The organism is Poinsettia branch-inducing phytoplasma str. JR1 (genome assembly GCF_000309465.1).
Classification (GTDB): domain Bacteria; phylum Bacillota_I; class Bacilli_A; order Acholeplasmatales; family Acholeplasmataceae; genus Phytoplasma; species Phytoplasma pruni.
Genome location: NZ_AKIK01000007.1, coordinates 1 through 20,499, shown reverse-complemented (window position 1 = coordinate 20,499; position 20,499 = coordinate 1). Strand labels below are relative to the sequence as shown.

The window sequence follows — 20,499 nt, the reverse complement described above, 5'->3', positions numbered from 1 at the left end:
GTATAAAAAATATTATATAAAAGGAAATTAAAACTTAATATGATTATTAAAATACATAATCAAACTGACATAAATATTAAACCTTTTACTAACGCTTTATTCAAAATATTTAGTTCTTTTGAAAAAAAAAAAAAAACTACATATCGTTTTTATAGATAATATTAAAATGCAAGAAATGAATTTGTATTATCGTCAAAAAGATTATCCTACTGATGTTTTGACTTTTGTCAACGATGCTAATGACGATTCTTTAGGGGATATTATCATTTCTTTACCCAAAGCTTTTGAACAGGCGGATAAATTAAACCACAGTCATCAAAGAGAAATCATTTTTTTAGCTGTACACGGATATTTACATTTAAAAGGTTATGAAGACAAAACAGAAGAAGGATTGTTGGAAATGATCGAAATACAAAATAAAATTTTAAAAGAATATAATTTAGATATATAGTTGTTTGAATAAATAATATCAATTTTGAAGGAGAAAAAAATTAGTGTTTAAATCAGGTTTTATTACTATGATAGGCAATACTAATGTAGGTAAATCTACATTATTAAATTCTTTGATAAAACAAAAAATTTCTATTACTAGTTCTAAATCGCAAACTACTCGTAATAAAATTATGGGCATCATTAATGACCCTCATTATCAATTAATTTTTGTAGACACTCCGGGAATACATAAAGAAAAATATTTATTAAATAATAATATGAATTCTTTAGCGATACAAAGTATTAAAGATGTGGATATTGTTTTATTCGTAGTTGATCGCGAATGTACGTTCAAAGAAGAAAAAATTTTACAAACTATTCAACAACATAATAAAAAAGTGATTTTAGTGATTAATAAAATAGACGAAATTAAGCAAAAAATTTTAATTGATAAAATTATTTTTAGTTATTTAGAAAAATTTCCTTTCGAACACATTATTCCTCTGTCTGCTATGACACAACAAAACGTAGATATTTTGCAAGACAAAATTTTATCTTTAACAGAAGAAGGTCCACTTTATTTCGATAACACCATGGTTACTAACGTGACAGAACAAGAAATGATTTCAGAATTAGTCAGAGAAAAAATACTTTATTACGTACACGAAGAAGTTCCTCATGCATGCGCTGTCACAGTAGAAGATATGCGCTCGATGGAAGAAAATCCTTCATTGTTGGAAATTTCGGTTTTAATTTTAGTGGAAAAACCTAGCCAAAAGAAAATTTTAATCGGCGCTAAGGGTGAAAAAATAAAAAGAATCGGTACAGAAGCTAGAAAAGATATCAACCGCACTTTAAACAAAAGAATTCATCTTAACGTCTGGATTAAAGTAGAAAAAAATTGGCGTAATAGAATTAATTTGTTAAAGCAATTAGGATATATGCATTAAATACAACAATAATATATTATATTATTTATGACAAAAAAGCAAAGGATAAAAACATGTTATCTCTAAAAGAAATAATTATTTTTGCTAAACAGAATGGTTTTGTTTTTTCAGGTAGTGAAATTTATGGCGGTTTATCGAATAGTTTTGATTACGGTTCTTTAGGAACTTTATTAAAACAAAACATTAAACAAGCTTGGAAAAAGAAATTTTTTCAAGAAAGAAATGATAATGTTTTATTGGATAGTTCTATTATAATGAACTCCCAAATTTGGGAAGCCTCCGGACATTTAGAAATGTTTATCGATCCTTTAACCGAAAACAAAGAAACTAATAAACGTTATAGAGCTGATAAATTAATTCAAAGTCACGATCCTTCTTTTGACGTTAGTGCCTTAACTTTTGAAGAAATGACGCAATATTTAATTGAGAATGAAGTTTTAGAAACCAAAAATTGGGCCCCTGTTAAAAAATTCAATATGTTGTTTCAAACCCATCAAGGGGTTGTCATAGAGGAAAAGAAGCCTTTATATTTAAGACCAGAAACTTGTCAAGGTATTTTTGTTAATTTTAAAAATATTTTAAATTCTACTAGGAAAAAATTACCTTTTGGAGTGGGTCAAATCGGCAAATCTTTCCGTAATGAAATTACACCAGGTAATTTTATTTTTAGAACTTGTGAATTTGAACAAATGGAATTAGAATTCTTTTGTCAACCCGAAACACATCAAGAATGGTTTGCTTATTGGAAAGAATATTCTTATAATTTCTTATTAGAATTAGGGATTAAAGAAGAAAATTTAGAACTAAAAGATAATAAAAAAACTGAATTAAGTCATTATTCTAACGCTACTTCTGATATTTTATTCCGTTTCCCTTGGGGTTTTGATGAATTATGGGGAATAGCGTCAAGAACTGATTTTGATTTGAAAAATCATCAAAAATATTCTAAAAAAGATTTAAAATATTTTGATGAAAATACAAAAGAAAAATACTTTCCTTTTGTGATTGAACCTTCTTTAGGGGTCGAAAGGTTATTTTTAGCTCTTTTAGCTGACAGTTTAGAAACAGAGCAACTAAAAGAGGAAACTTCACGAACAGTGTTAAAAATTCATCCTTTTTTAGCGCCTTATAAAATAGCTATTTTACCTTTGATGAAAAAAATTCATTGTCATAAAGCAAAAGAATTGCAAAAAAAATTATCTAATTATTTCGAATTAACTTATGATGAAAACCAAAGCATTGGTAAAAGATATAGAAGACAAGATTCTATAGGTACTCCTTTTTGTTGTACGGTAGATGATCAAACTTTAAAAGATAATACGGTAACAATTAGAGATAGAGATACTATGAAACAACATAAAATACCTATTGAAAAAATCCGCGATTATATAGAAAATAAATTATTGTTTTAAGAATTTTAAAGTGGTGAAAAAATGATTTTATGGATAAAATAAAGGAATCTTTCGTTGCACAAATCAATGAAAAAATACCTATTTATGAATTAGTTCTTAAATCAGGTGTGATCTTAAAAAAACAAGGAAAAAACTTTATGGGCTTATGCCCTTTTCATCAAGAAAAAACACCTTCTTTTTCTGTTTCTAAAGAAAAGAATATTGCCTTTTGCATGTCTTGTAGTAAAGGGGGTAAGCCAGTTACTTATTGGCGTCAATTGAAAAATATTTCTACTGAAACAGCGGTAGAAGAATTATGTGAACAATTTCATATTGATTTGCCAAAACAAAAGAAAAATAATAAAGATGTTTTGTACGATGTATTAAATTCTGCGCAACAATATTTTCATGATTCACTTTTATACATTATCGACAACATTAAAGATCACCCTTTAGAACGTTATTTATTTCAAGAAAGAAAACTGACTTTAGAATTGATTAAAGAATTTGGTTTAGGTTATGCTTACGATGATTTTAACTCTCTGAAAGATTATTTATTAGAGAAAGGCTTCTCTGCCAAAAATTTATTGAAATTAGGTTTAATTAAACAAAGATCTAACAACGAAAAAGAATATTATAATTTTTTCGTAGACCGTTTGATGTTTCCTTTGACTGATGAAAAAGGTAATATTGTTGGTTTTTCAGGACGTTTGATTAAAGAAAAAGAAAAATATCCTAAATATTTATTTAATTCGGAAACTGCTTTATTTAAAAAAAGTAATCTTTTATATCGTTTATACCAACATCAAGAAGATATTCAAACTAAGAACGAAATTATTCTAACTGAAGGTGTTTTTGATGTCATAGCTTTTTATAAAAAAGGGATTAAAAATGTAGTTGCCACTTTAGGAACTAGTTTTACGGAACAACACGCTAAATTACTTCAATCCAGAAGTCAAAATTGTTTAATTATTTATGATAGCGATAATGCGGGAAAAGAAGCGGCTCTAAAAATATCGACTTTACTGATTAAACGTAATTTTAAAATTAAAATAGTAACTTTGCCTGATAATCTAGATCCAGACCAATACATTTTACAAAAAAACATAATCAATCTCTCTTCTTTAAAAGAAAAAGCGAAAGATTTTGTCTTTTATAATGTAGAAGAATGGAAAGAACAGAACCAAAGTGATAATGAAATAGAGTCTAAAACCGTTACCTTATTGAAATATTACGATCTAGAAACTAAAAGATATTACGCGAAAGAATTGTATAAAACATATCAAATTTCATTAAATTTAGCTGAACAAACTTATGATAAAGAAAACAACTTATTTAACGATAAAAAAGGTTATCGATTCTTAAGCCAAATCGCCAATGATTCAGATAAATTCATTCATATTAAAAAAATGAATAAAAAACAATATAACGAAACTGACAAACATATCATTATTGAAATTTTGTTGAGCGATAAGTTTTTGCCATTAATTTATGAAAAAAGAGTTATTATTTTTTTACATAATTCGGTGTTGATTGATATTGTTGCCAAAATCAAAGAATATTACGAAAAACATTTGCCTGAAGAAAACATTCACGTCAATCGACATGTGGATTTAGACAGATTTGCCCTTCTTTACGAAGATTTTTTTCAAGAAAGAAAAGCAAAATTCGATTTTGATCTTTTCAAAGAAGATATTGAAAATAGTTTTTTATTTAAACAGAAAAAAAACCTACCACATTTAGAAGATGTAAAAATACTTTTATCGAAGAAAACACAATTAGATGATTTAGCCAACATAGAAAAAGAAATCGCTTCTTTAGAAAAAGACTTAACTCAAATGATAAGCAACGAAGAAGATATCCGACAGATAGAAGAAAAAGGGCAACAATTAATTCAAAAAAAGTTAGAACTTCACAAAGTAAGAGAAAAGTTAGCTAAATTTTAAAAACCAATTAAAAGAGACTAAAATAAAAGTCATCTTATCATTATCGTACTAAAATTGTATAAAATAAAATTAATGGATGAAAAATATGAATTTAAGACAAACGATAAAACAGATATTTAAAAAACATAATTCCAAACTAGCCAAAGATGCGACTATGAGTTCTATTAATGTTGCGTTGAAAAAAAAGTTAAGATGGGTTAATAGTTTTAATAAAAATATGGTTCCGTTTAACGAAGAAATTATCAAATTTTTAATCGCTCAAGATAAAAAAATTAAAAAAGAAAATGTTAAAAAATTAAAAGAACAAAAATTGAAAAAAAATAATTTATCTTTTGAAGATGATGAAAGTAAAGAAGATTACCAAGAAGAATTGAATTTAGAAAAAATTTCTAATTCAATTAAAGTTGACGATCCTGTCAGAATGTATTTGAAAGAAATCGGTCAAATACCTTTATTAACACATGAAGAAGAAAGGGAAAATTCGAAAATGGTTTACGAAGGCATTAGAGCACGTAAACAAATGATTAAATACAAAAAGAAAGAAATAACTCTAACTTCAGAACAAATTCAAAAAAACCATGAATTAATCAAAAAAGGTTTATTAGGCAAAAGCAAATTAGTAGAAGCGAATTATCGTTTAGTAGTTTCTATCGCTAAACGTTATATCGGGAGAAAAATATTATTCTTAGATTTAATTCAAGAAGGTAATATGGGGTTAATGAGAGCGGTAGATAAGTTTGATTATAGAAAAGGTTTTAAATTTTCTACTTACGCTACTTGGTGGATTAGACAAGCGATTACCAGAGCAGTAGCCGGCCAAGCAAGAACAATTAGAATTCCGGTTCATATTATCGAAACAATGAATAAAATTTCTCGTTGCAGAGGCAAGTTAACGCAAGATTTATCCAGACAAGTAGGTAATCACGAAATAGCTAAAGAAATGAATATTAAAACTAAACAAATCACTGATATTCAGATGATAGAAAAAGAAACTATTTCTTTAGAAACTTCAGTCCGAGAAGAAGATGATTCTTCTTTAGGTGATTTCATTAGTGACGCTAACGCTGTTTCTCCCCACGAATACATGTTGCAGGAAACTTTAAAAAATACTTTAGATGAAACTTTAGAAGAAGCTTTAACCGTAAGAGAACAACAAGTTTTAAAAATGAGATACGGGTTGTTAGATGATCGTATTTACACTTTAGAAGAAGTCGGCGCTATGTTTGGTGTTACCCGAGAAAGAATACGTCAAATCGAAGCGAAAGCTTTAAGGCGCCTAAGATCGCCTTCAAGGCAAAATAAATTGAAAATGTTATATAAAAATATTAACAAAAAATGATGAAAAGAATTGATTTTATTGCTTCTTTGCTTCAAGGTTATCATACGGTTGTAGATGTCGGAACAGACCATGGTTTAGTGTTAAAAAAAGCTTTTGAACAAGGTTATATTCAAAAAGCGATTGCTTCTGATATCAATCCTCAACCGTTAGAAAAAGCACGGGAAAATTTAGAAAATTATCCCGTGGAATTTTATTTAAGCGACGGATTTGAAAATATCCCTTCCTCTTTTGATTTGGCTTTGATTGCCGGCATGGGTCCTTATACTATTATCCATATTTTAGAAAAAACTTCTCATATCGGCAAACCTTTCATCTTAGGTTGTCAAGGGAAAATCCATCTTTTAGTCGAATGGTTAAAAAGAAACTATTATACCATTCAAAACCATTATATTGTTCACGATAAATTTAATTATATGTTTTTAAAAGTCATCCGAAATAAATGAAATTTAATAAAAATGAAGATTTTTTTATTTTGGATGGTAAAAAAACATTATTTCAAGTATAATAATAGTTGTTTAAAAGGTTTGAGTAGCTCAGCAGGATAGAGCAACGGCCTTCTAAGCCGTGGGTCAGGGGTTCGAATCCCTTCTCAAACGCCATTGTAAAAAAAAGACGAATTAAGAAAAAATTTTGTAAAAAATTAAATAAATATTTTATTATCAAATAAAGCATTTTGCTACGAAAGTGTTTTATTTGATAATAAAAAAAAGGAGATGAAAAAATGGCTGTTCCCTTTAGAAGAACCGGTAAGACTGCAAAAAGAAAAAGACGTACACATTATAAATTAAACAAACCAACTTTAGTAGTATGTCCGGAAACTAATAATTTTACTTTACCCCATCGTGTTACTCTTAATAGTGGTTATTACAAAGGAAAATTAATTTTGTCAAAGAAAAAAAAAGATAATTAACAATATCCTATTTTCCCAAAAAGATATTAATTATCTTTTTTAATTTATAAAATTATTTTATGGGAAAATATTTAACAAATTAAAGGAAAATAAACAAATGAAAAAGATGACTTCTTCTGAAATTAGAAAAATGTGGTTAAATTTTTTTGTAGAAAAGGGTCATTACCAAGAAAAATCGGCTTCTTTAGTACCGCAATCCGATCCTACTTTATTGTGGGTGAATGCTGGGGTAACTCCTTTGAAAAAATATTTTGACGGTTCAGAGAAAGTTCGTTTTCAAAACATTGTTAATGTGCAAAAATGCTTAAGAAATAATGATATCGAAAATATCGGCAAAACTTCTCGCCATAACACTTTTTTTGAAATGTTAGGCAATTTCTCTATCGGTGGTTATTTCAAAGAAGAAGCGATTGATTTGGCTTATGAATTGTTATTATCCGAACGTTTTTTCGCTTTACCAAAAGAAAAATTATATATTACTTATTTCCATCAAGACTTAGATACATATCATTTTTGGTTAAAAAAAGGGATAGATGAAAATCATTTAATCCCTTTGAAAACTAATTATTGGGAAATCGGCGAAGGTCCTTGTGGTCCTTGTACAGAAATCTTTTTTGATCGTGGATCTGAATATGATTCAAGAGGTCCTGAATTAATTGAAAACGATATTGAAAACGATCGTTTTATTGAAATTTGGAACATTGTTTTTTCCCAATATAATTCTGTTCCTGAAGCAAAACGTGAGAATTATAAAGAATTACCGCAAAAAAATATAGATACTGGAGCAGGTTTAGAACGTTTAGCTTGTATTTTTCAAGATAAAAAAACTAATTTTGAAACTGATTTATTCTATCCTATTATTGTCGAAATGGAAGAAATAAGCGGGTTTAAATATCAAGAGGACGAAACCTTTAGAATTATCTCAGACCACGTTAAAACATTAGTTTTTGGTCTTGGAGATGATGTTGTTTTAACCAACTACGGAAGAGGCTATGTTCTCAAAAGACTTTTAAGAAGAGCTTTTCAAAAAGGTAAAAAAATAGGGTTAAATCAACCTTTCTTATATCGATTAGTGCCGACTGTGGCTGATATGATGCAAGAATTTTATCCTGAGTTAAAAGATAAAGAAACAGTTATTGCTCAAATGATCCAAAAAGAAGAAGAAAAATTTTTGCACACTTTAAAAGAGGGTGAAGTCAAAATTTTAGAATTGACTGAAGATAATAAAATATCTGATGAAAATTTTTTTAAACTTTATGATACTTATGGTTTGCCTAAAGAGGTTGTTTTAGAATTCTCCGAACAAAGAAATATTGAAGTAGATTCAGATCAATTTGATATTTTCTTACAAAAACAGAAGAAATTATCTCAAAAAAACCAAAATAAAGATTTTAAAAATGGGATGAAAGAACAAAATACGGATCATTTAAACTTTACCGCTCCAAGTGAATTTGTGGGTTATGAAGTTTTAGAAGCCAAAACAAAAGTTCTTAAAGTGTTTAAAGAAGGTATTGTTTTAGAAAAAACTCCTTTTTATCCTCGTATGGGCGGTCAATCTTGCGATGAAGGAACTATTAACAATGTGCCCGTTACTAAAGTGACGAAATTGCCGAATGGTCAAATAATACATCAAATCGCTAATGTCTTTCACGAAGGACAAGAGGTAGTAGCTATCGTAGATCCAGAGAATAGACGCAAAAATTCTTTAAATCATACGGCAACTCACCTTTTAAATGATTCTTTGAGAAAGGTTTTTGGAAAACATATTAAACAACAAGGTTCCTCTTTGAACGATAAGGTTTTAAGGTATGATTTTAACCATTATAACCTCTTATCTTTTGATGATTTGATGCAATTAGAAAACCAAGTTAATGATTGGATTTCTCAAAAATACCCCGTTATAACAAAAGCGATGTCTTTTGTAGAGGCGCAGAAAAAAGATGCTAAATTTTTAGTAGATAAAGATTATTCTGATACAGTAAGAGTAGTTAAAATCCACGATTTTTCTCTTCAATTATGTGGCGGAACGCACGCGAAAAACACTATGGAACTAAAAAGATTCGCCATTTTATCGTACAGTTCTATTGGTTCTGGTATTTACAGAATTGAAGCCACTTCCGAGGATAACGTTAGAAATGCTATAGAACAGAAAATTAGTCCTTTTGTCAAAGAAGAACAACAAATTTTGCATAAAATAGAGCAAGATCAAAAAGTAGTTAATGCGAAAATTATTCCTAAAATTATGATTAATTATAATAGTTATGAAGATATTCAAAACTATAAATCTTACGTTCAAGCTTTAAAACAACAACAGATCGCTATCCAAAAAGAAATGGTCAAAAAACAAACTGAACTAATTTTGCAAAAAGCGGATCAATTTATTCCTGATAAAATTGAAAAACAAATGTTAATTATGATTCACGATGAAACCAATATAGAACCCAATATTTTAAAAACTTTATTAGAACATTTATTTGACAAATTACAAAATGATTTTTTAATTTTATGTCAAAAACAAAACAATGGTTTTGTTTTATTAGTGAAAAGTAAAACTGTTCATGCGGGACAATTTTTAAAAAACATTAACAAAATTATTAACGGCAAAGGTGGTGGAAATAAAACTTTTGCTCGTTCTTTCAGTTCAGATATAATGAAAATAAATGAATTAGAAAAGGGATGGAAGACTTGTTTGTGAACAATAACAATTCTTTTTTAGGTTTAGATTTAGGTGAAAAAACATTAGGAATTGCTCTTTCTGAATCTGGTATTATCGCGAATAATTTAAAAACTATTAATTTTACTCAACATAAATATGAAGAATTAATAATGCCTTTAAAAGAAGTGATAGAACAATTCAATATTAAAACGATTATTTTAGGAAATCCTAAACATATGAATAATGATGTTGGCATTAAAGCAAAAATAAGTATGAAATTTCAAGAGAAACTACAAAATAATTTTCCTTTGATGGAAGTAATTTTGTGGGACGAACGTTTATCTACTGTACAAGCTTTTCAAGCTATAAATAGCAGCAGTGGCCCTAAAGTTTCCAAACACAAACAAAAGAAAAATAAAAAACTAAAAGACGAAATAGCGGCGATGATTATTTTACAAAATTTTTTAAATTTTCGTTCTAATCAATTATTGGAACAACAACAATTAGAAAAAAAGCCGAAAAAGACAAAGAAAAATAAAAAAAGATAAAGTTTTTTATTATCAAATAAAAAAAGGTTAATTTATTTAAATATGCCAAGTATGAAAAACGAACTAAAAGAAAAAACTTTACAAGAAATTAAAACATATGCTATTTCGCATCAAATTCCTATTATACATGATGAAACCAAATTATTTTTAGAAAAAATGATAACTGACAATAATTTTAGGGATGTTTTAGAAATAGGAACAGCGATTGGTTATAGCGCTTTATCTATGAGTAATGAGAAAAATAATATTCAAACCATTGAAAGGGAATATCCCAACGTCCAATTGGCGAAGGATTTTTTAAAAAATATTTCTCATGAAATTGAAGTTATTTGGTCAGAAGCTTTTTTTTATCAACCGCAAAAAAAATATGATTTCATTTTTATCGATGCTTCAAAGGTTCAATACGAAAAGTTATTTAAGAAATACCAATTTTTTTTAAAGGATAATGGCGTTATTGTATGTGATAATTTGAATTTTCATAATTTAGATGTCAACACTATTTCTAGAAGTGCGAAAAGAATTATCACTAAATTAAACAGTTTTAAAACTTTTTTAACTGAAAATAGGGAATTTAAAACTATTTTTAAAGATATTGGTGATGGATTAAGTATTTCTTGGAAAAAAAATTTTTCACCTAAAATAATTTAATTTTGAAATTAAAATTATTATCAAATAAAGGAAATAAAATGAATAAAAAAAGTTATACTTTAACTCAATCAGGAGTTGATAAATTAAACGAAGAATTAAATCACCTTAAAAACGTTAAAAGAAACGAAAACTTATTAGCTTTAAAAGAAGCAAGAGAACAAGGGGATTTAAGCGAAAATGCTGATTATAGTGCAGCTAGAAACGAACAAGCTGTCATAGAAACCAGAATTTTAGAAATTCAAAATATTTTAAAAAATGTTAATATTATTAGTGCTTCTGTTAAAAACAAAGACATCAATATTGGGAATAAAGTGCATTTAAGATTTTTAGATACTATGGAAGAAAAAAACCTACATTTAGTAGGAATTTTAGAAGCAGACCCTTTTGTTGATAAAATTTCTATTGAATCTCCTATTGGTCAAAGTATTCAAGGTTGCAAAATAGGCGATAAAGTAGTGGTTAAAACTGAAACTGGCAAAAACTTTACAGTAGAAATTCTAAAAATAGAATAGATAAAATGGGGAAAGCGAATAAATATTTGCCTAAATTTTATTATGATTCTTTTTTAGATATCCCTTATGAATATTTGGCGAAAAAGGGTATTAAAGCGTTGTTTTTTGATTTAGACAACACTTTATTAGAAAACAACCAAAAAACTTTAAGTGAAGAAAATAAACAATTTTTACAACAAATTCAACCCTTATTTAAAATAGTGATTCTTTCGAATGCTTCTAAAAAAAGATTGGAAACTGTTTTAAAAAACAATTTTGATTATATTCCGCTTACTTTTTTTCATAAAAAACCTTCTTCATGGGGTTTTTTAAAAGCTTTGGAAAAATTTAACGTTTCAGCAGAAGAAACAGTTATGATCGGTGATCAATTAAGAACGGATATTTTAGGAGCTAATAAAATGAAGATTACTTCTATTTTAGTAAAACCGATTAATAGAAACAACGAATCATTATTTTCTCGTTTAAGCCGTTATTTTATCGAAAGACCTTACATCAAAAAAATCAAAAAAAATAATCCGAAAATTTATCAACAAAAATTTAAAAACTTTGTTGAATTAGAAAAATGATTGTGATTTATGTTAATAGAAAATATTTTAAAAAAATTAAACGAAAAATTTAAAAATGATGCTCCTAGATTGAACCATATTTTAGGAGTTTATAGGAAAGCTATGGAATTGTCTCGTTTTCATAAAGCAGACATCTTGCAAGCGCAAATAGCTGCTTTATTTCATGATTATACTAAAAACGATTCTTTAGAATTCCATGTCTCCGTTTTAGATAAAAAAATCATTAATAAATATAAACAAGCTACTTTTATGTATCACGCTTTTAGTGCTCCTGTGGTGTTAGAAAAAGAGTTTAAAATTAGTGATAAAAAAATTTTAAACGCTATTAGAAAACATGTTTGGGGTCATAAGACGATGAATAAGCTGGATAAAATTATTTTATTAAGTGATAAATTAGAAAATAATCGTGATTTTCCGCAAGTTAATTATTTTAGAAAATTGGCTTTTGAAGATTTAGATCAAGCGGTTTATCAACTTTTAAAATTTAATTTTGCATATTATCAATCTAAAGGTTTTAAACATTCTGAAGAACAATTGGCCATTTTAACTTCTTTAGAAAAGAAATTGAAAAAATAAATAATGGTGTTGAATAATGTTACAAATTATTTCAGGAAAATACAAAGGTTTTAGATTAAATTTAGTTCCTTCGGAAAAAACCAAAAGTACTTCTCATTTAGTTCGAAAAGCTTTATTTGATACAATTGGGGTAGAAATAGAAGGTCAAACGGTGCTAGATTTATTCTCTGGTTCAGGAGCTTATGGTTTTGAAACTTTAAGTAGAAAAGCTAAAGCGATCTATATGGTGGATAATTTATTGACTGCTTATAAAACAATTAAAAAAAACTGCCAAAAATTGCAACTAAAGAATGATGAAGTTTATATTTTTTATGGCGATGCTTTTAGAATGTTGAAAAAATTTATTAAAGAAGAGTTAATCTTTGGTTTAATCATTTTAGATCCTCCGTATTTTTCTGATTATTTTGAGCCTTTATTCAATATTTTAAGTCCCTTAACTAATCAAAATAGTTTAGTGATTTACGAAACCAGTCACAAGATGAATTTGCCGTCAAAAATAAACGATTTTCATTTAATTAAAAGTAAAAAATACGGTAGCAAGAAGTTAAACTATTATCGCAAAGTTTTCTTTGCTTTATCATGAAAATTTATTTATGTTTTAAATTATAATAAAATTGAATGATTTTATTTTATAAATTTATTTTATAAAAAAGGAGAATTATATCATATGAATTGGATCGGAACTTGTTTGTTTTTATTAGGATTAATTTTAGGAATTGTTGTAGGAGCTTTTTTCATGTTCCGTTGGTTCAAAAAATATTTAGAAAAAAATCCTCCTATTACGGAAAGACAAATTAAAGAAATGTTTAAACAAATGGGAAGAACCCCAGGAGAGAAACAAATTAAACAAATCATGTCTTCTTTCAAAAAAAAATAAAAGGAGGTTTTATTCAATGAACCAAAGTTATTTAGTTTGTTTTGCAATCGTTTTCATTGTGGTGGGAGTTCTTTTTTTCATGAACTTTCTTTACGACAGAAAAGTTAAAATGAAAATGAAAAAATATTTACTGAATTGTTCGGATATAGAAAAAGAAGTATTAAAAAGTTTTTTACAAAATAAAAATAAAGAATTTCCGTTAACTAAAAATTCTTCTATTACTTTTAATTTAGTGAAATTAAATATTTTAAGAAAAATAAAAGACGATAATACAAATCCTCTACACTCTTTTTACGCTATCAATATAGAAATCTTTAATTTAGTGAACAAAGATAAAACTTTAAGAGAGATATATTTATTCACCAATCATCAACTTTAAAAGGAGAAATATAATTCTTTTATCGTTGAAAAATTACAAAGGAATGGAAAACAAAATGAGTCAATTAAAATTAATCGCTTATCATGATGAAAGATTAAACGATATAGGAATCGTTAAAAACGGTTTAAAAACTAAATTAGATTCAGCTTTAACTAATGCTAACGATAATTACAGTGATCCAAGAGAATTAATGAGTTTATCTTTATTAGTGTGTGTTTATAAAACTACTAAAAAATATCTTGCTTTGAAAAAACCGCATTTATCAGACATTAAAATAAAAGTGTCAACTAGCACTTCTAAAGATGAACAAGGTTTTTATTTCAAATTAGAACTTATTATGGGCATTAAAGAAGCCTCCGTACAAGAAACAACTGAAATCATGGATACAGTTCATACTAAATGTCCTGTTTCTAGAATGTTAAATGATTATCCTCATTTAATCTTAAGTGCTGTTTTATACGAAAGTATCGCTTAAAAAAATTTGCAAAGTTAAAAAGAAATTGACCTAAATTTCATAGGATTTTTTAGGTTTTTAAAACGCGTTTTAATATAAGATAAAAATTTATATCATTTGAAAAAATAATTATTGTTTGTAAAAGAAAGATGGATTTTAATATGAAGAATTTAAACAATAAAAAAGAAAGAAAAGTAGTTAAAGTTGGTAGCCCGATACAAGCGGTTATTAATACCTTAAATAAAGCTAAAGAATTATATTACGATAAAGGTATCGATTTAGAAGTAGTCAAAACTAATTGGACTGAAGAAAATATAGATATTTTAAAAAGTAAAAAAATTGATGGTTTGATTTACACTAATATTCATGTTTTTAAAGCGACTAATGATTTTTTAATTAAAAACAAACAAGAACCTTTTGTTTTTATTCAACCTTTTTATCATTCTAAATACGGTTTATACGCTAATAAAAAAAGCAAAAAACAATTATTAAGTTTAGAAGAAGTTAAAAAACATAAAAATTTAAAAGTCTTATTAGCTGTGGCTTTTTCTTTCATTGAACCTTGTGATACTTCCCGTTCTCTTTTAGTGTTGAGAAATAACGGATTAATCGATATTCCTGAAGAGGTTTTAAAAGAAAAAAGATTAAATATTAATTTTTCTGATATCACCAATCCTTATAATTTAGAATTTACTAAAACTTCTCAAATTCCTTTTAAATTTGCTGAAAATCCTGATGAATATGATTTAATGGTTAATTGGCCTGCTTTTATGAATAGCAACCCTGATTTTATCAGAATCGGTTCTAATATCACAGGCGAAAATGAACCAACTAACGAAATAGTAGAATCATACGCTATTGGTATGATTTCTAGACAAGATAATCAAAATAGCGAAGAGATCAATATACTAAAACAAATTCTAAAAGATCCCGAAGTTAAAGCGTTTCACGTGAATCAAACTCATAACGGAATGAAAAATTATGTTATGATTGAAAAACCTGAAGAATTAAAAGATAGACTAATTAAAAATTGGTTATAAACTGTATAACCGTCAAGAAAAATAATAAATAAAAAGATTAAAAGGATACAATTATGAATAACTTAGCTAACAATCACAACGATAATAAACCTAAAAAAACTATTAAAATAGCTACTAATTTTCCTTCTTCTTTAAATACTTTACAAAGTACTAAACATTTAATCGAAGATGGCTACATTTTAGAAGTTATTTCTGAAGCAGAATTAAAAGAAAAATATCAAATTACTTGCAATGACGCTCTTAAAGAAGGTCTTGTAGATGTGAGCATTTCTAATAATTACCACACTATGAATTCTTATAACGATTTTTCGGCAACCGATGAAGAAACTAAATTAACGATGGTGCAACCGTTTTTTCACCCTCGTTACGGTCTATACGTTCATCAAAAAAACCCTTTAAAACTTCAATCAGTAGAAGATGTTAAAAAACATAAAAATTTAAGATTATTATTCGCTCCTTTTAATGATTTGTTCGCAGCACCATGTGATTTTTCACGTTCTCTTTTGTTGTTAAATAATTTAAAATTAGTTAAAATCGATGAAGAAGTGATCAAAGCTAAAGGTTATAATTTGAACTTAGACGATATAGAAAATATTTATAATTTGGATTTTGTTAAAACTAATAATTTATTTAAAGTAGTGGAATTATTCGCCGATCCAACTAAATACGATTTATCTATCAACTGTCCTGGTTTTATGAGAAAAAACCCTGATTTCAAAAGAATCGGTACTGTAAGTCCCGAAGAACAAGAAAATAATATCGTTTTCTCTTCTTACGCTATTATTTTAGCTTCTAGAAAAAACAACCAAGATGATGAAAAAGTCCAAGCGGTTAAAAGATTTTTAAAACACGAAAAAGTGCAAAAAACTATGTTTGAAGCTGGTGGACCAGGCAAAGATTACGTTATGGTGCAAAACCCTGATAAATTAAAAGCAGACATACTAGCTAATTTCGAACAATAATTATCCATAACTATTTGATACAAAAAAACAAAAAACTATGACATCCTCGCGGGTGATATTTTTTTGAAAAAAGGAGTTTAATAACCACTTATGAAAGATAATTCTTTTCGTTCCTATTTTCCTATTTTTAAAAAAAATCCTAAATTAGTTTATTTCGATTCCGCTTCTACTTCTTTAAAACCACAAACAGTGATAGATGCTATGTCAGATTTTTATAATAATAATGGCATGAATTTTAGATCTTTCGGCACTTTATCTGTGCAAAACAATCGTTTAATGGGTGAAACAAGAGAAAAAACGGCTCAATTCATCAACGCAGAACCTGAAGAAATTATCTTTACCAAAGGAACGACTGAATCTTTAAATATGTTAACACAAATTCTTTCGCAAAACATCCAACCAGGAGATGAAATTATTACTTCAGAATTAGAACATAATTCATCTGTTTTACCTTGTATTAAAGCGGCAGAAGATAAACAAGCTAAATTAGTGTTTGTGCCTTTGAGCGACCAAAACAAAATCACTGTTGAGAACTTTAAAACTGTTTTAACCGATAAAACTAAAATAGTAGTTTTAACTCATATGTCTAATGTTTTAGGTTATGAAACTCCTATTAAAGAAATCGCTAAAATTGCTCATCAAAAAGATGTGTTAGTAATTTTAGATGCTGCTCAATCCGTAGCTCATCAACGTTTAGATATGAAAGATTTAGATGTTGATTTTATGGCTTTTTCGGCTCATAAAATTTATGGACCTTTTGGCGTAGGCATCCTTTACGGTAAAAAAGTACATTTAGAAAAAATGAAACCTTCTTTTTTAGGTGGTGGTACTATTCAAGAAGTTTTTAAAGATCGTTATGTTTTAAGAGATACTCCTTATAAATTTGAATCAGGAACCCCTAATATAGGCTCAGTTATTGCTTTTAAAAAAAGTTTAGAATTTATCGAATCTATTGGAATAGACAAGATTCATCAACATAATAAAAAAATGGTTGCTAAAATTAAAGAAGAATTTAAAAAAATCCCACAAATTAAGGTTTTAAACGAAGGTGCTGATAATTTAGTACTTTTTGTTTTTGACAAAATTCATGCTCATGATGTCGAAAGTTCTTTAGCTAAACATAATATCTATCTTAGAACAGGTCTGCATTGTGCTAATTTAGCTTCTAAAAAATTAAACCAAATAAGCACTATTAGAGTGTCTGTTGGGTTACACAACACTGAAGAAGATATAGCTTTTTTAATTACTCATTTAAAAAAAATAAAAGATTTTTTTAGTTTAATTTAAAAATCAAAGGAATTAACTAATGTGTGTAATGAACGAATTACAAAAAAAATTAATGATTCAGCATTCTAGCTATCCCCAAAATCATGGTTTAGTTAAAGATGATAGTTATTTACATATTCATTATCAAAATAACTCTTGTGGCGATGCTATAGATTTACAAATCAAAATAGTAGATGGCGTTATCGTTGATATTAAACACGATACTCAAGCTTGCGCAGTATGTTGTGCATCAGCTAGTTTAATGTCAGTACATTTAAAAAAGAAAACTATTCCCGAAACACTCAATAAAGTGAATCATTTTTTAGGAATGGTGAAAGATAAAAACTATGATGAAACGCAAATAGACCCTGACTTGAAAGTGTTTAACTTATTGAAACAACCTTCCAGTAGAGTTTTATGCATCAGCCTCCCTTGGGAAGCTATACAAAAAAATATCGAACAAAACCATTCTTCCTTAAAATAATATACCAAAAAAAACCTTTTTAAAAATTAAAAAGGCTTTTTTTGGTATATAGTAGGGATTAATTTATTATAGTAACGATTTATTCGGTTAATTGGTAATCAATAATTTGACCATCAGAGGAAACGGTTTTTAATAAAACATCCGTTAGAGGGTCGTATTCATAATCAATGGTTATTCCGTTAGACAAAACTTCTTTAATTAGATAGTCTTTTATAGGATCAAACTCTTTAATATGACCATTAGGAAAGATAATTTTAACCAATTTATTAGTTTCTGGTTCATAACCGAAAATAGTTTCTTTAATGGTTTTATCTGAAGTAATTTCTCTTATGATAAGGTCTTTTTCTGCATCCATTTCGATGATCGTTTTATCCGGCAAACAGATTTTAATTAATTTATGACTATCAGGATCAAAATCTGGTATCGATTGTAAAACATTTCCATCTGGTAAAGTATGTTTTAATAAAAAACCCTTTTTCGGATCATATTCTTTAATAGATTTATCAGGTAAAAACTCTTTAATAAGAATGTTATTGTCAATATTATATTCTTTGATCGTTCCGTCTGATAAAATTTCTTTTTGTAAATGGTTTTTATACAAGCTAAATTCTTTAACATCGCCATTCGGGTGAATAATTTTTTTTATTCTTTTGGTGTTAATATCATATTCTGTAATAATTTTATTTTCTGAAGAAACTTCTTTCACACTATTATCTTCGTATATTCTGATGTTTCCGTTTGGCAAAATTTCTTGATTTAAAATATTACGGTATTCTTTAACAACGCCTTTGGGCGTGATTTCTTTTAATAAATGTCCCTTAATAACGTCATATTCTCTTGCCCATCCTGTAGGGAGAATAATCTCCATTATATCCCCTTTTAATTTTTTAATAGTTTTATCGGGGGAAATTTCTTGTTGAAATTGATTATCTTCCGTGTTAAATTCGGTGATGGTTCCATCAGAAAGTAAAATTTTTTCTATTTTACCGGTCTTAAGATCATATTGAAAAGTTTTAAAATCGTTAACTACAATCCTTAATAAAGACTGCGTTTCTGGATCATATTCGTAATAAATTTTAATTTTATTAGGTAAAATCTCTTTAATGACTTGTTGTTGATCGTTATATTTTTTAATATAGCCGTTAGAGAATTTTTCTTGAACTAAATGACCTGTGATAGGATCATATTCTTTAACATTTCCTTCGGTGAAAATGGTTTTAATTAAATTGCCTGTGATAGGATCGTATTCATTTATTTCGCTATCAATATCCATATTTTGATTAGATTCTTTAGTGTTGTAATGATATTCCTTTATATTATCGGCTGATAAAGAAGTATCTATTATATATGGTTGATGAAGTTTATAAAAGACAAATAGAAACGCAATAACAAGCAATAATGATAAAATAGGGATTAAAAAAAATTTAGTCAAAGCATAACTATTATTGTTATTATCTTGTGGCGGTTGCAAATATTTCCTCTTCTGTGTGAAATTTTATTCATTTGAAATTATTGGGTTTATCTTTAACAAAATAAGAATTGAGAAAGTCAAAAAAATGAAAAATATCATTAAATACACTTTTATTATACAATAAAAAAACTATTCTCATTCTGATATCCATCAATCATTTAATAGTCCGAAAGGGCAAGAAAATTGTTTAGGAGCGACTATTTAACCTGTTGCGCGCGCTTAAAGTGTCTAAAAAAACTGTGGAGTTTTGAAACTTATTTACTCTCGAACTGAAGGTTTTTCCAGTTTTACGTAACATTTCTGTTGGAGCGTCTGTAACTGTAGAATATGTTTGATAAATTTTGCAACCTAGTCCTGTAACGTTACAAATTATCGGAACATAATCAACCAAATCAGTAATTCCCATAGCCACATTTTCAATAGGAATTATTATTATATTATTGACCAATTCTAAAGTATTTGGATTATTTTCTATAAGTAATTCAATAACTTCAAAAACTTGTTTGATGGCCGCATCCTTAGCTGCTGAAGTAGCCACTTTTATAAAAAAGGTTCGGGAATTGGAGTTTTTGCAACAACTTTTTGAAATAATTTTTTATAAATTTCTTTGGCTATATATTTTCCTGCGAGGTTTGTAAAAAATGAGATCCTTTTATTAATTTGCTCTTGCTATTTGGTTTTTCTCTGGTGTGTCAAATTTCCAAAAAAAAATACATTTTTGCAGAACCATTTCCTAACCATCTTAAATCAACAAATTCGTAAAAATGATCTCTTCCTTTTCTGTTACCGCCGTCAAAATAAACGCCCATAAATTCTTCGTCATCGTTTTTGATATACCATTACATATTGCCATCTTTTTCTTTATTATAAGAAGTGCTTGAAGAAACGCTGCCATTTATAAGAAGGGTTAATGTCGGTTTTAATATAATTTAAAACATCCGAAGAAGTGCTATTTTTGTTTAAAACTACATGAATAACTTTTGTTTTTTGAATTGATCTTTCTGTAAAAGAAACGCCCTGACTAAAATCTTTCGTTTAATTGATATGATTATTTATATTATAAACCTTCTTTTTCAAAAGTCAAGTATAGAG

Annotated in this window: 23 protein-coding genes and 1 tRNA gene; 22 read left to right on the top strand and 2 right to left on the bottom strand. The window is 27.5% G+C overall.

Features of this window, described 5'->3' with window-relative positions; translation table 11 throughout:
- Window positions 1–166 precede the first annotated feature (166 nt).
- The 22 genes from ybeY to ON17_RS00240 all read left to right on the top strand — a co-directional run bounded on the left by ybeY (window position 167) and on the right by ON17_RS00240 (window position 17,936).
- Window positions 167–451 (top strand): rRNA maturation RNase YbeY, encoded by a 285-nt coding sequence (ybeY, locus tag ON17_RS00345; RefSeq protein ID WP_017191482.1) that lies wholly within the window; start codon window positions 167–169, stop codon window positions 449–451.
- 43 nt (window positions 452–494) lie between these two features.
- Window positions 495–1,382, top strand: a complete 888-nt coding sequence (gene era, locus ON17_RS00340; protein WP_017191481.1) for a GTPase Era — start codon at window positions 495–497, stop codon at window positions 1,380–1,382.
- Window positions 1,383–1,435: 53 nt separating this feature from the next.
- On the top strand, window positions 1,436–2,794 hold the full coding sequence (locus ON17_RS00335) for a glycine--tRNA ligase (RefSeq protein ID WP_017191480.1): 1,359 nt from the start codon (window positions 1,436–1,438) through the stop codon (window positions 2,792–2,794).
- 29 nt (window positions 2,795–2,823) lie between these two features.
- Window positions 2,824–4,719: a DNA primase gene (gene dnaG, locus ON17_RS00330; RefSeq protein WP_017191479.1), complete on the top strand. Its 1,896-nt coding sequence runs from the start codon at window positions 2,824–2,826 to the stop codon at window positions 4,717–4,719.
- 85 nt (window positions 4,720–4,804) lie between these two features.
- Window positions 4,805–6,058, top strand: a complete 1,254-nt coding sequence (locus tag ON17_RS00325; RefSeq protein WP_017191478.1) for a sigma-70 family RNA polymerase sigma factor — start codon at window positions 4,805–4,807, stop codon at window positions 6,056–6,058.
- On the top strand, window positions 6,055–6,501 hold the full coding sequence (locus tag ON17_RS00320; protein ID WP_017191477.1) for a class I SAM-dependent methyltransferase: 447 nt from the start codon (window positions 6,055–6,057) through the stop codon (window positions 6,499–6,501). The genes ON17_RS00325 and ON17_RS00320 overlap by 4 nt, the downstream gene beginning before the upstream one ends.
- A gap of 79 nt (window positions 6,502–6,580) precedes the next feature.
- Window positions 6,581–6,657: transfer RNA gene (locus tag ON17_RS00315), tRNA-Arg, on the top strand.
- A 122-nt stretch (window positions 6,658–6,779) separates the two neighbouring features.
- A complete protein-coding gene (rpmF, locus tag ON17_RS00310) occupies window positions 6,780–6,968 on the top strand; it encodes a 50S ribosomal protein L32 (protein ID WP_017191476.1) in 189 nt (62 codons plus the stop codon).
- Between the two features lie 97 nt (window positions 6,969–7,065).
- A complete protein-coding gene (alaS, locus tag ON17_RS00305) occupies window positions 7,066–9,663 on the top strand; it encodes an alanine--tRNA ligase (protein WP_017191475.1) in 2,598 nt (865 codons plus the stop codon).
- A complete protein-coding gene (gene ruvX / locus ON17_RS00300) occupies window positions 9,654–10,172 on the top strand; it encodes a Holliday junction resolvase RuvX (RefSeq protein ID WP_017191474.1) in 519 nt (172 codons plus the stop codon). Before alaS ends, ruvX begins: the two co-directional genes overlap by 10 nt.
- A gap of 42 nt (window positions 10,173–10,214) precedes the next feature.
- Window positions 10,215–10,820 carry an O-methyltransferase gene (locus tag ON17_RS00295; RefSeq protein WP_017191473.1) on the top strand — a complete coding sequence of 202 codons (606 nt, stop codon included), beginning with the start codon at window positions 10,215–10,217 and terminating at the stop codon, window positions 10,818–10,820.
- Window positions 10,821–10,858: 38 nt separating this feature from the next.
- Entirely contained in the window at window positions 10,859–11,332 is a 474-nt protein-coding gene (gene greA, locus ON17_RS00290) for a transcription elongation factor GreA (protein WP_017191472.1), read from the top strand.
- A 5-nt stretch (window positions 11,333–11,337) separates the two neighbouring features.
- Window positions 11,338–11,898, top strand: coding sequence for a YqeG family HAD IIIA-type phosphatase (locus ON17_RS00285; protein ID WP_017191471.1), 561 nt, complete (start codon window positions 11,338–11,340; stop codon window positions 11,896–11,898).
- A gap of 9 nt (window positions 11,899–11,907) precedes the next feature.
- On the top strand, window positions 11,908–12,474 hold the full coding sequence (gene yqeK, locus ON17_RS00280) for a bis(5'-nucleosyl)-tetraphosphatase (symmetrical) YqeK (RefSeq protein ID WP_017191470.1): 567 nt from the start codon (window positions 11,908–11,910) through the stop codon (window positions 12,472–12,474).
- Between the two features lie 16 nt (window positions 12,475–12,490).
- Window positions 12,491–13,057, top strand: coding sequence for a 16S rRNA (guanine(966)-N(2))-methyltransferase RsmD (gene rsmD, locus ON17_RS00275; RefSeq protein WP_017191469.1), 567 nt, complete (start codon window positions 12,491–12,493; stop codon window positions 13,055–13,057).
- Window positions 13,058–13,141: 84 nt separating this feature from the next.
- Window positions 13,142–13,351 (top strand): YneF family protein, encoded by a 210-nt coding sequence (locus ON17_RS00270; protein WP_017191468.1) that lies wholly within the window; start codon window positions 13,142–13,144, stop codon window positions 13,349–13,351.
- A 16-nt stretch (window positions 13,352–13,367) separates the two neighbouring features.
- Window positions 13,368–13,730 (top strand): super-infection exclusion protein B, encoded by a 363-nt coding sequence (locus ON17_RS00265; RefSeq protein ID WP_017191467.1) that lies wholly within the window; start codon window positions 13,368–13,370, stop codon window positions 13,728–13,730.
- A 55-nt stretch (window positions 13,731–13,785) separates the two neighbouring features.
- Entirely contained in the window at window positions 13,786–14,205 is a 420-nt protein-coding gene (locus ON17_RS00260) for an OsmC family protein (protein WP_026071974.1), read from the top strand.
- Between the two features lie 140 nt (window positions 14,206–14,345).
- Window positions 14,346–15,224 (top strand): MetQ/NlpA family ABC transporter substrate-binding protein, encoded by an 879-nt coding sequence (locus tag ON17_RS00255; protein ID WP_017191465.1) that lies wholly within the window; start codon window positions 14,346–14,348, stop codon window positions 15,222–15,224.
- Between the two features lie 53 nt (window positions 15,225–15,277).
- The gene (locus ON17_RS00250) at window positions 15,278–16,186 is read left to right on the top strand and encodes a MetQ/NlpA family ABC transporter substrate-binding protein (RefSeq protein ID WP_017191464.1); all 909 of its coding nucleotides are present in this window, start codon (window positions 15,278–15,280) and stop codon (window positions 16,184–16,186) included.
- A 90-nt stretch (window positions 16,187–16,276) separates the two neighbouring features.
- Window positions 16,277–17,473: an aminotransferase class V-fold PLP-dependent enzyme gene (locus tag ON17_RS00245; protein ID WP_017191463.1), complete on the top strand. Its 1,197-nt coding sequence runs from the start codon at window positions 16,277–16,279 to the stop codon at window positions 17,471–17,473.
- A gap of 19 nt (window positions 17,474–17,492) precedes the next feature.
- On the top strand, window positions 17,493–17,936 hold the full coding sequence (locus tag ON17_RS00240; protein WP_261974240.1) for an iron-sulfur cluster assembly scaffold protein: 444 nt from the start codon (window positions 17,493–17,495) through the stop codon (window positions 17,934–17,936).
- Window positions 17,937–18,015: 79 nt separating this feature from the next.
- Here ON17_RS00240 and ON17_RS00235 read toward each other — a convergent pair whose 3' ends face one another.
- Entirely contained in the window at window positions 18,016–19,407 is a 1,392-nt protein-coding gene (locus ON17_RS00235) for a hypothetical protein (RefSeq protein WP_017191461.1), read from the bottom strand.
- A 187-nt stretch (window positions 19,408–19,594) separates the two neighbouring features.
- Entirely contained in the window at window positions 19,595–19,945 is a 351-nt protein-coding gene (locus ON17_RS00230) for a hypothetical protein (RefSeq protein WP_017191460.1), read from the bottom strand.
- Between the last annotated feature and the right edge of the window lie 554 nt (window positions 19,946–20,499).

Bases quoted from the DNA above. Each gene is read 5' to 3' on its own strand.
- rpmF (WP_017191476.1), top strand. From the start codon at position 6,780: ATGGCTGTTCCCTTTAGAAGAACCGGTAAGACTGCAAAAAGAAAAAGA.
- yqeK (WP_017191470.1), top strand. From the start codon at position 11,908: ATGTTAATAGAAAATATTTTAAAAAAATTAAACGAAAAATTTAAAAAT.
- ON17_RS00255 (WP_017191465.1), top strand. From the start codon at position 14,346: ATGAAGAATTTAAACAATAAAAAAGAAAGAAAAGTAGTTAAAGTTGGT.
- ON17_RS00270 (WP_017191468.1), top strand. From the start codon at position 13,142: ATGAATTGGATCGGAACTTGTTTGTTTTTATTAGGATTAATTTTAGGA.
- ON17_RS00245 (WP_017191463.1), top strand. From the start codon at position 16,277: ATGAAAGATAATTCTTTTCGTTCCTATTTTCCTATTTTTAAAAAAAAT.
- rsmD (WP_017191469.1), top strand. From the start codon at position 12,491: ATGTTACAAATTATTTCAGGAAAATACAAAGGTTTTAGATTAAATTTA.
- ybeY (WP_017191482.1), top strand. From the start codon at position 167: ATGCAAGAAATGAATTTGTATTATCGTCAAAAAGATTATCCTACTGAT.
- ON17_RS00320 (WP_017191477.1), top strand. From the start codon at position 6,055: ATGATGAAAAGAATTGATTTTATTGCTTCTTTGCTTCAAGGTTATCAT.
- ON17_RS00265 (WP_017191467.1), top strand. From the start codon at position 13,368: ATGAACCAAAGTTATTTAGTTTGTTTTGCAATCGTTTTCATTGTGGTG.
- ON17_RS00285 (WP_017191471.1), top strand. From the start codon at position 11,338: ATGGGGAAAGCGAATAAATATTTGCCTAAATTTTATTATGATTCTTTT.
- ON17_RS00335 (WP_017191480.1), top strand. From the start codon at position 1,436: ATGTTATCTCTAAAAGAAATAATTATTTTTGCTAAACAGAATGGTTTT.
- ON17_RS00325 (WP_017191478.1), top strand. From the start codon at position 4,805: ATGAATTTAAGACAAACGATAAAACAGATATTTAAAAAACATAATTCC.
- ON17_RS00240 (WP_261974240.1), top strand. From the start codon at position 17,493: ATGTGTGTAATGAACGAATTACAAAAAAAATTAATGATTCAGCATTCT.
- ON17_RS00295 (WP_017191473.1), top strand. From the start codon at position 10,215: ATGCCAAGTATGAAAAACGAACTAAAAGAAAAAACTTTACAAGAAATT.
- dnaG (WP_017191479.1), top strand. From the start codon at position 2,824: ATGGATAAAATAAAGGAATCTTTCGTTGCACAAATCAATGAAAAAATA.
- ON17_RS00250 (WP_017191464.1), top strand. From the start codon at position 15,278: ATGAATAACTTAGCTAACAATCACAACGATAATAAACCTAAAAAAACT.
- alaS (WP_017191475.1), top strand. From the start codon at position 7,066: ATGAAAAAGATGACTTCTTCTGAAATTAGAAAAATGTGGTTAAATTTT.
- greA (WP_017191472.1), top strand. From the start codon at position 10,859: ATGAATAAAAAAAGTTATACTTTAACTCAATCAGGAGTTGATAAATTA.
- ON17_RS00260 (WP_026071974.1), top strand. From the start codon at position 13,786: ATGAGTCAATTAAAATTAATCGCTTATCATGATGAAAGATTAAACGAT.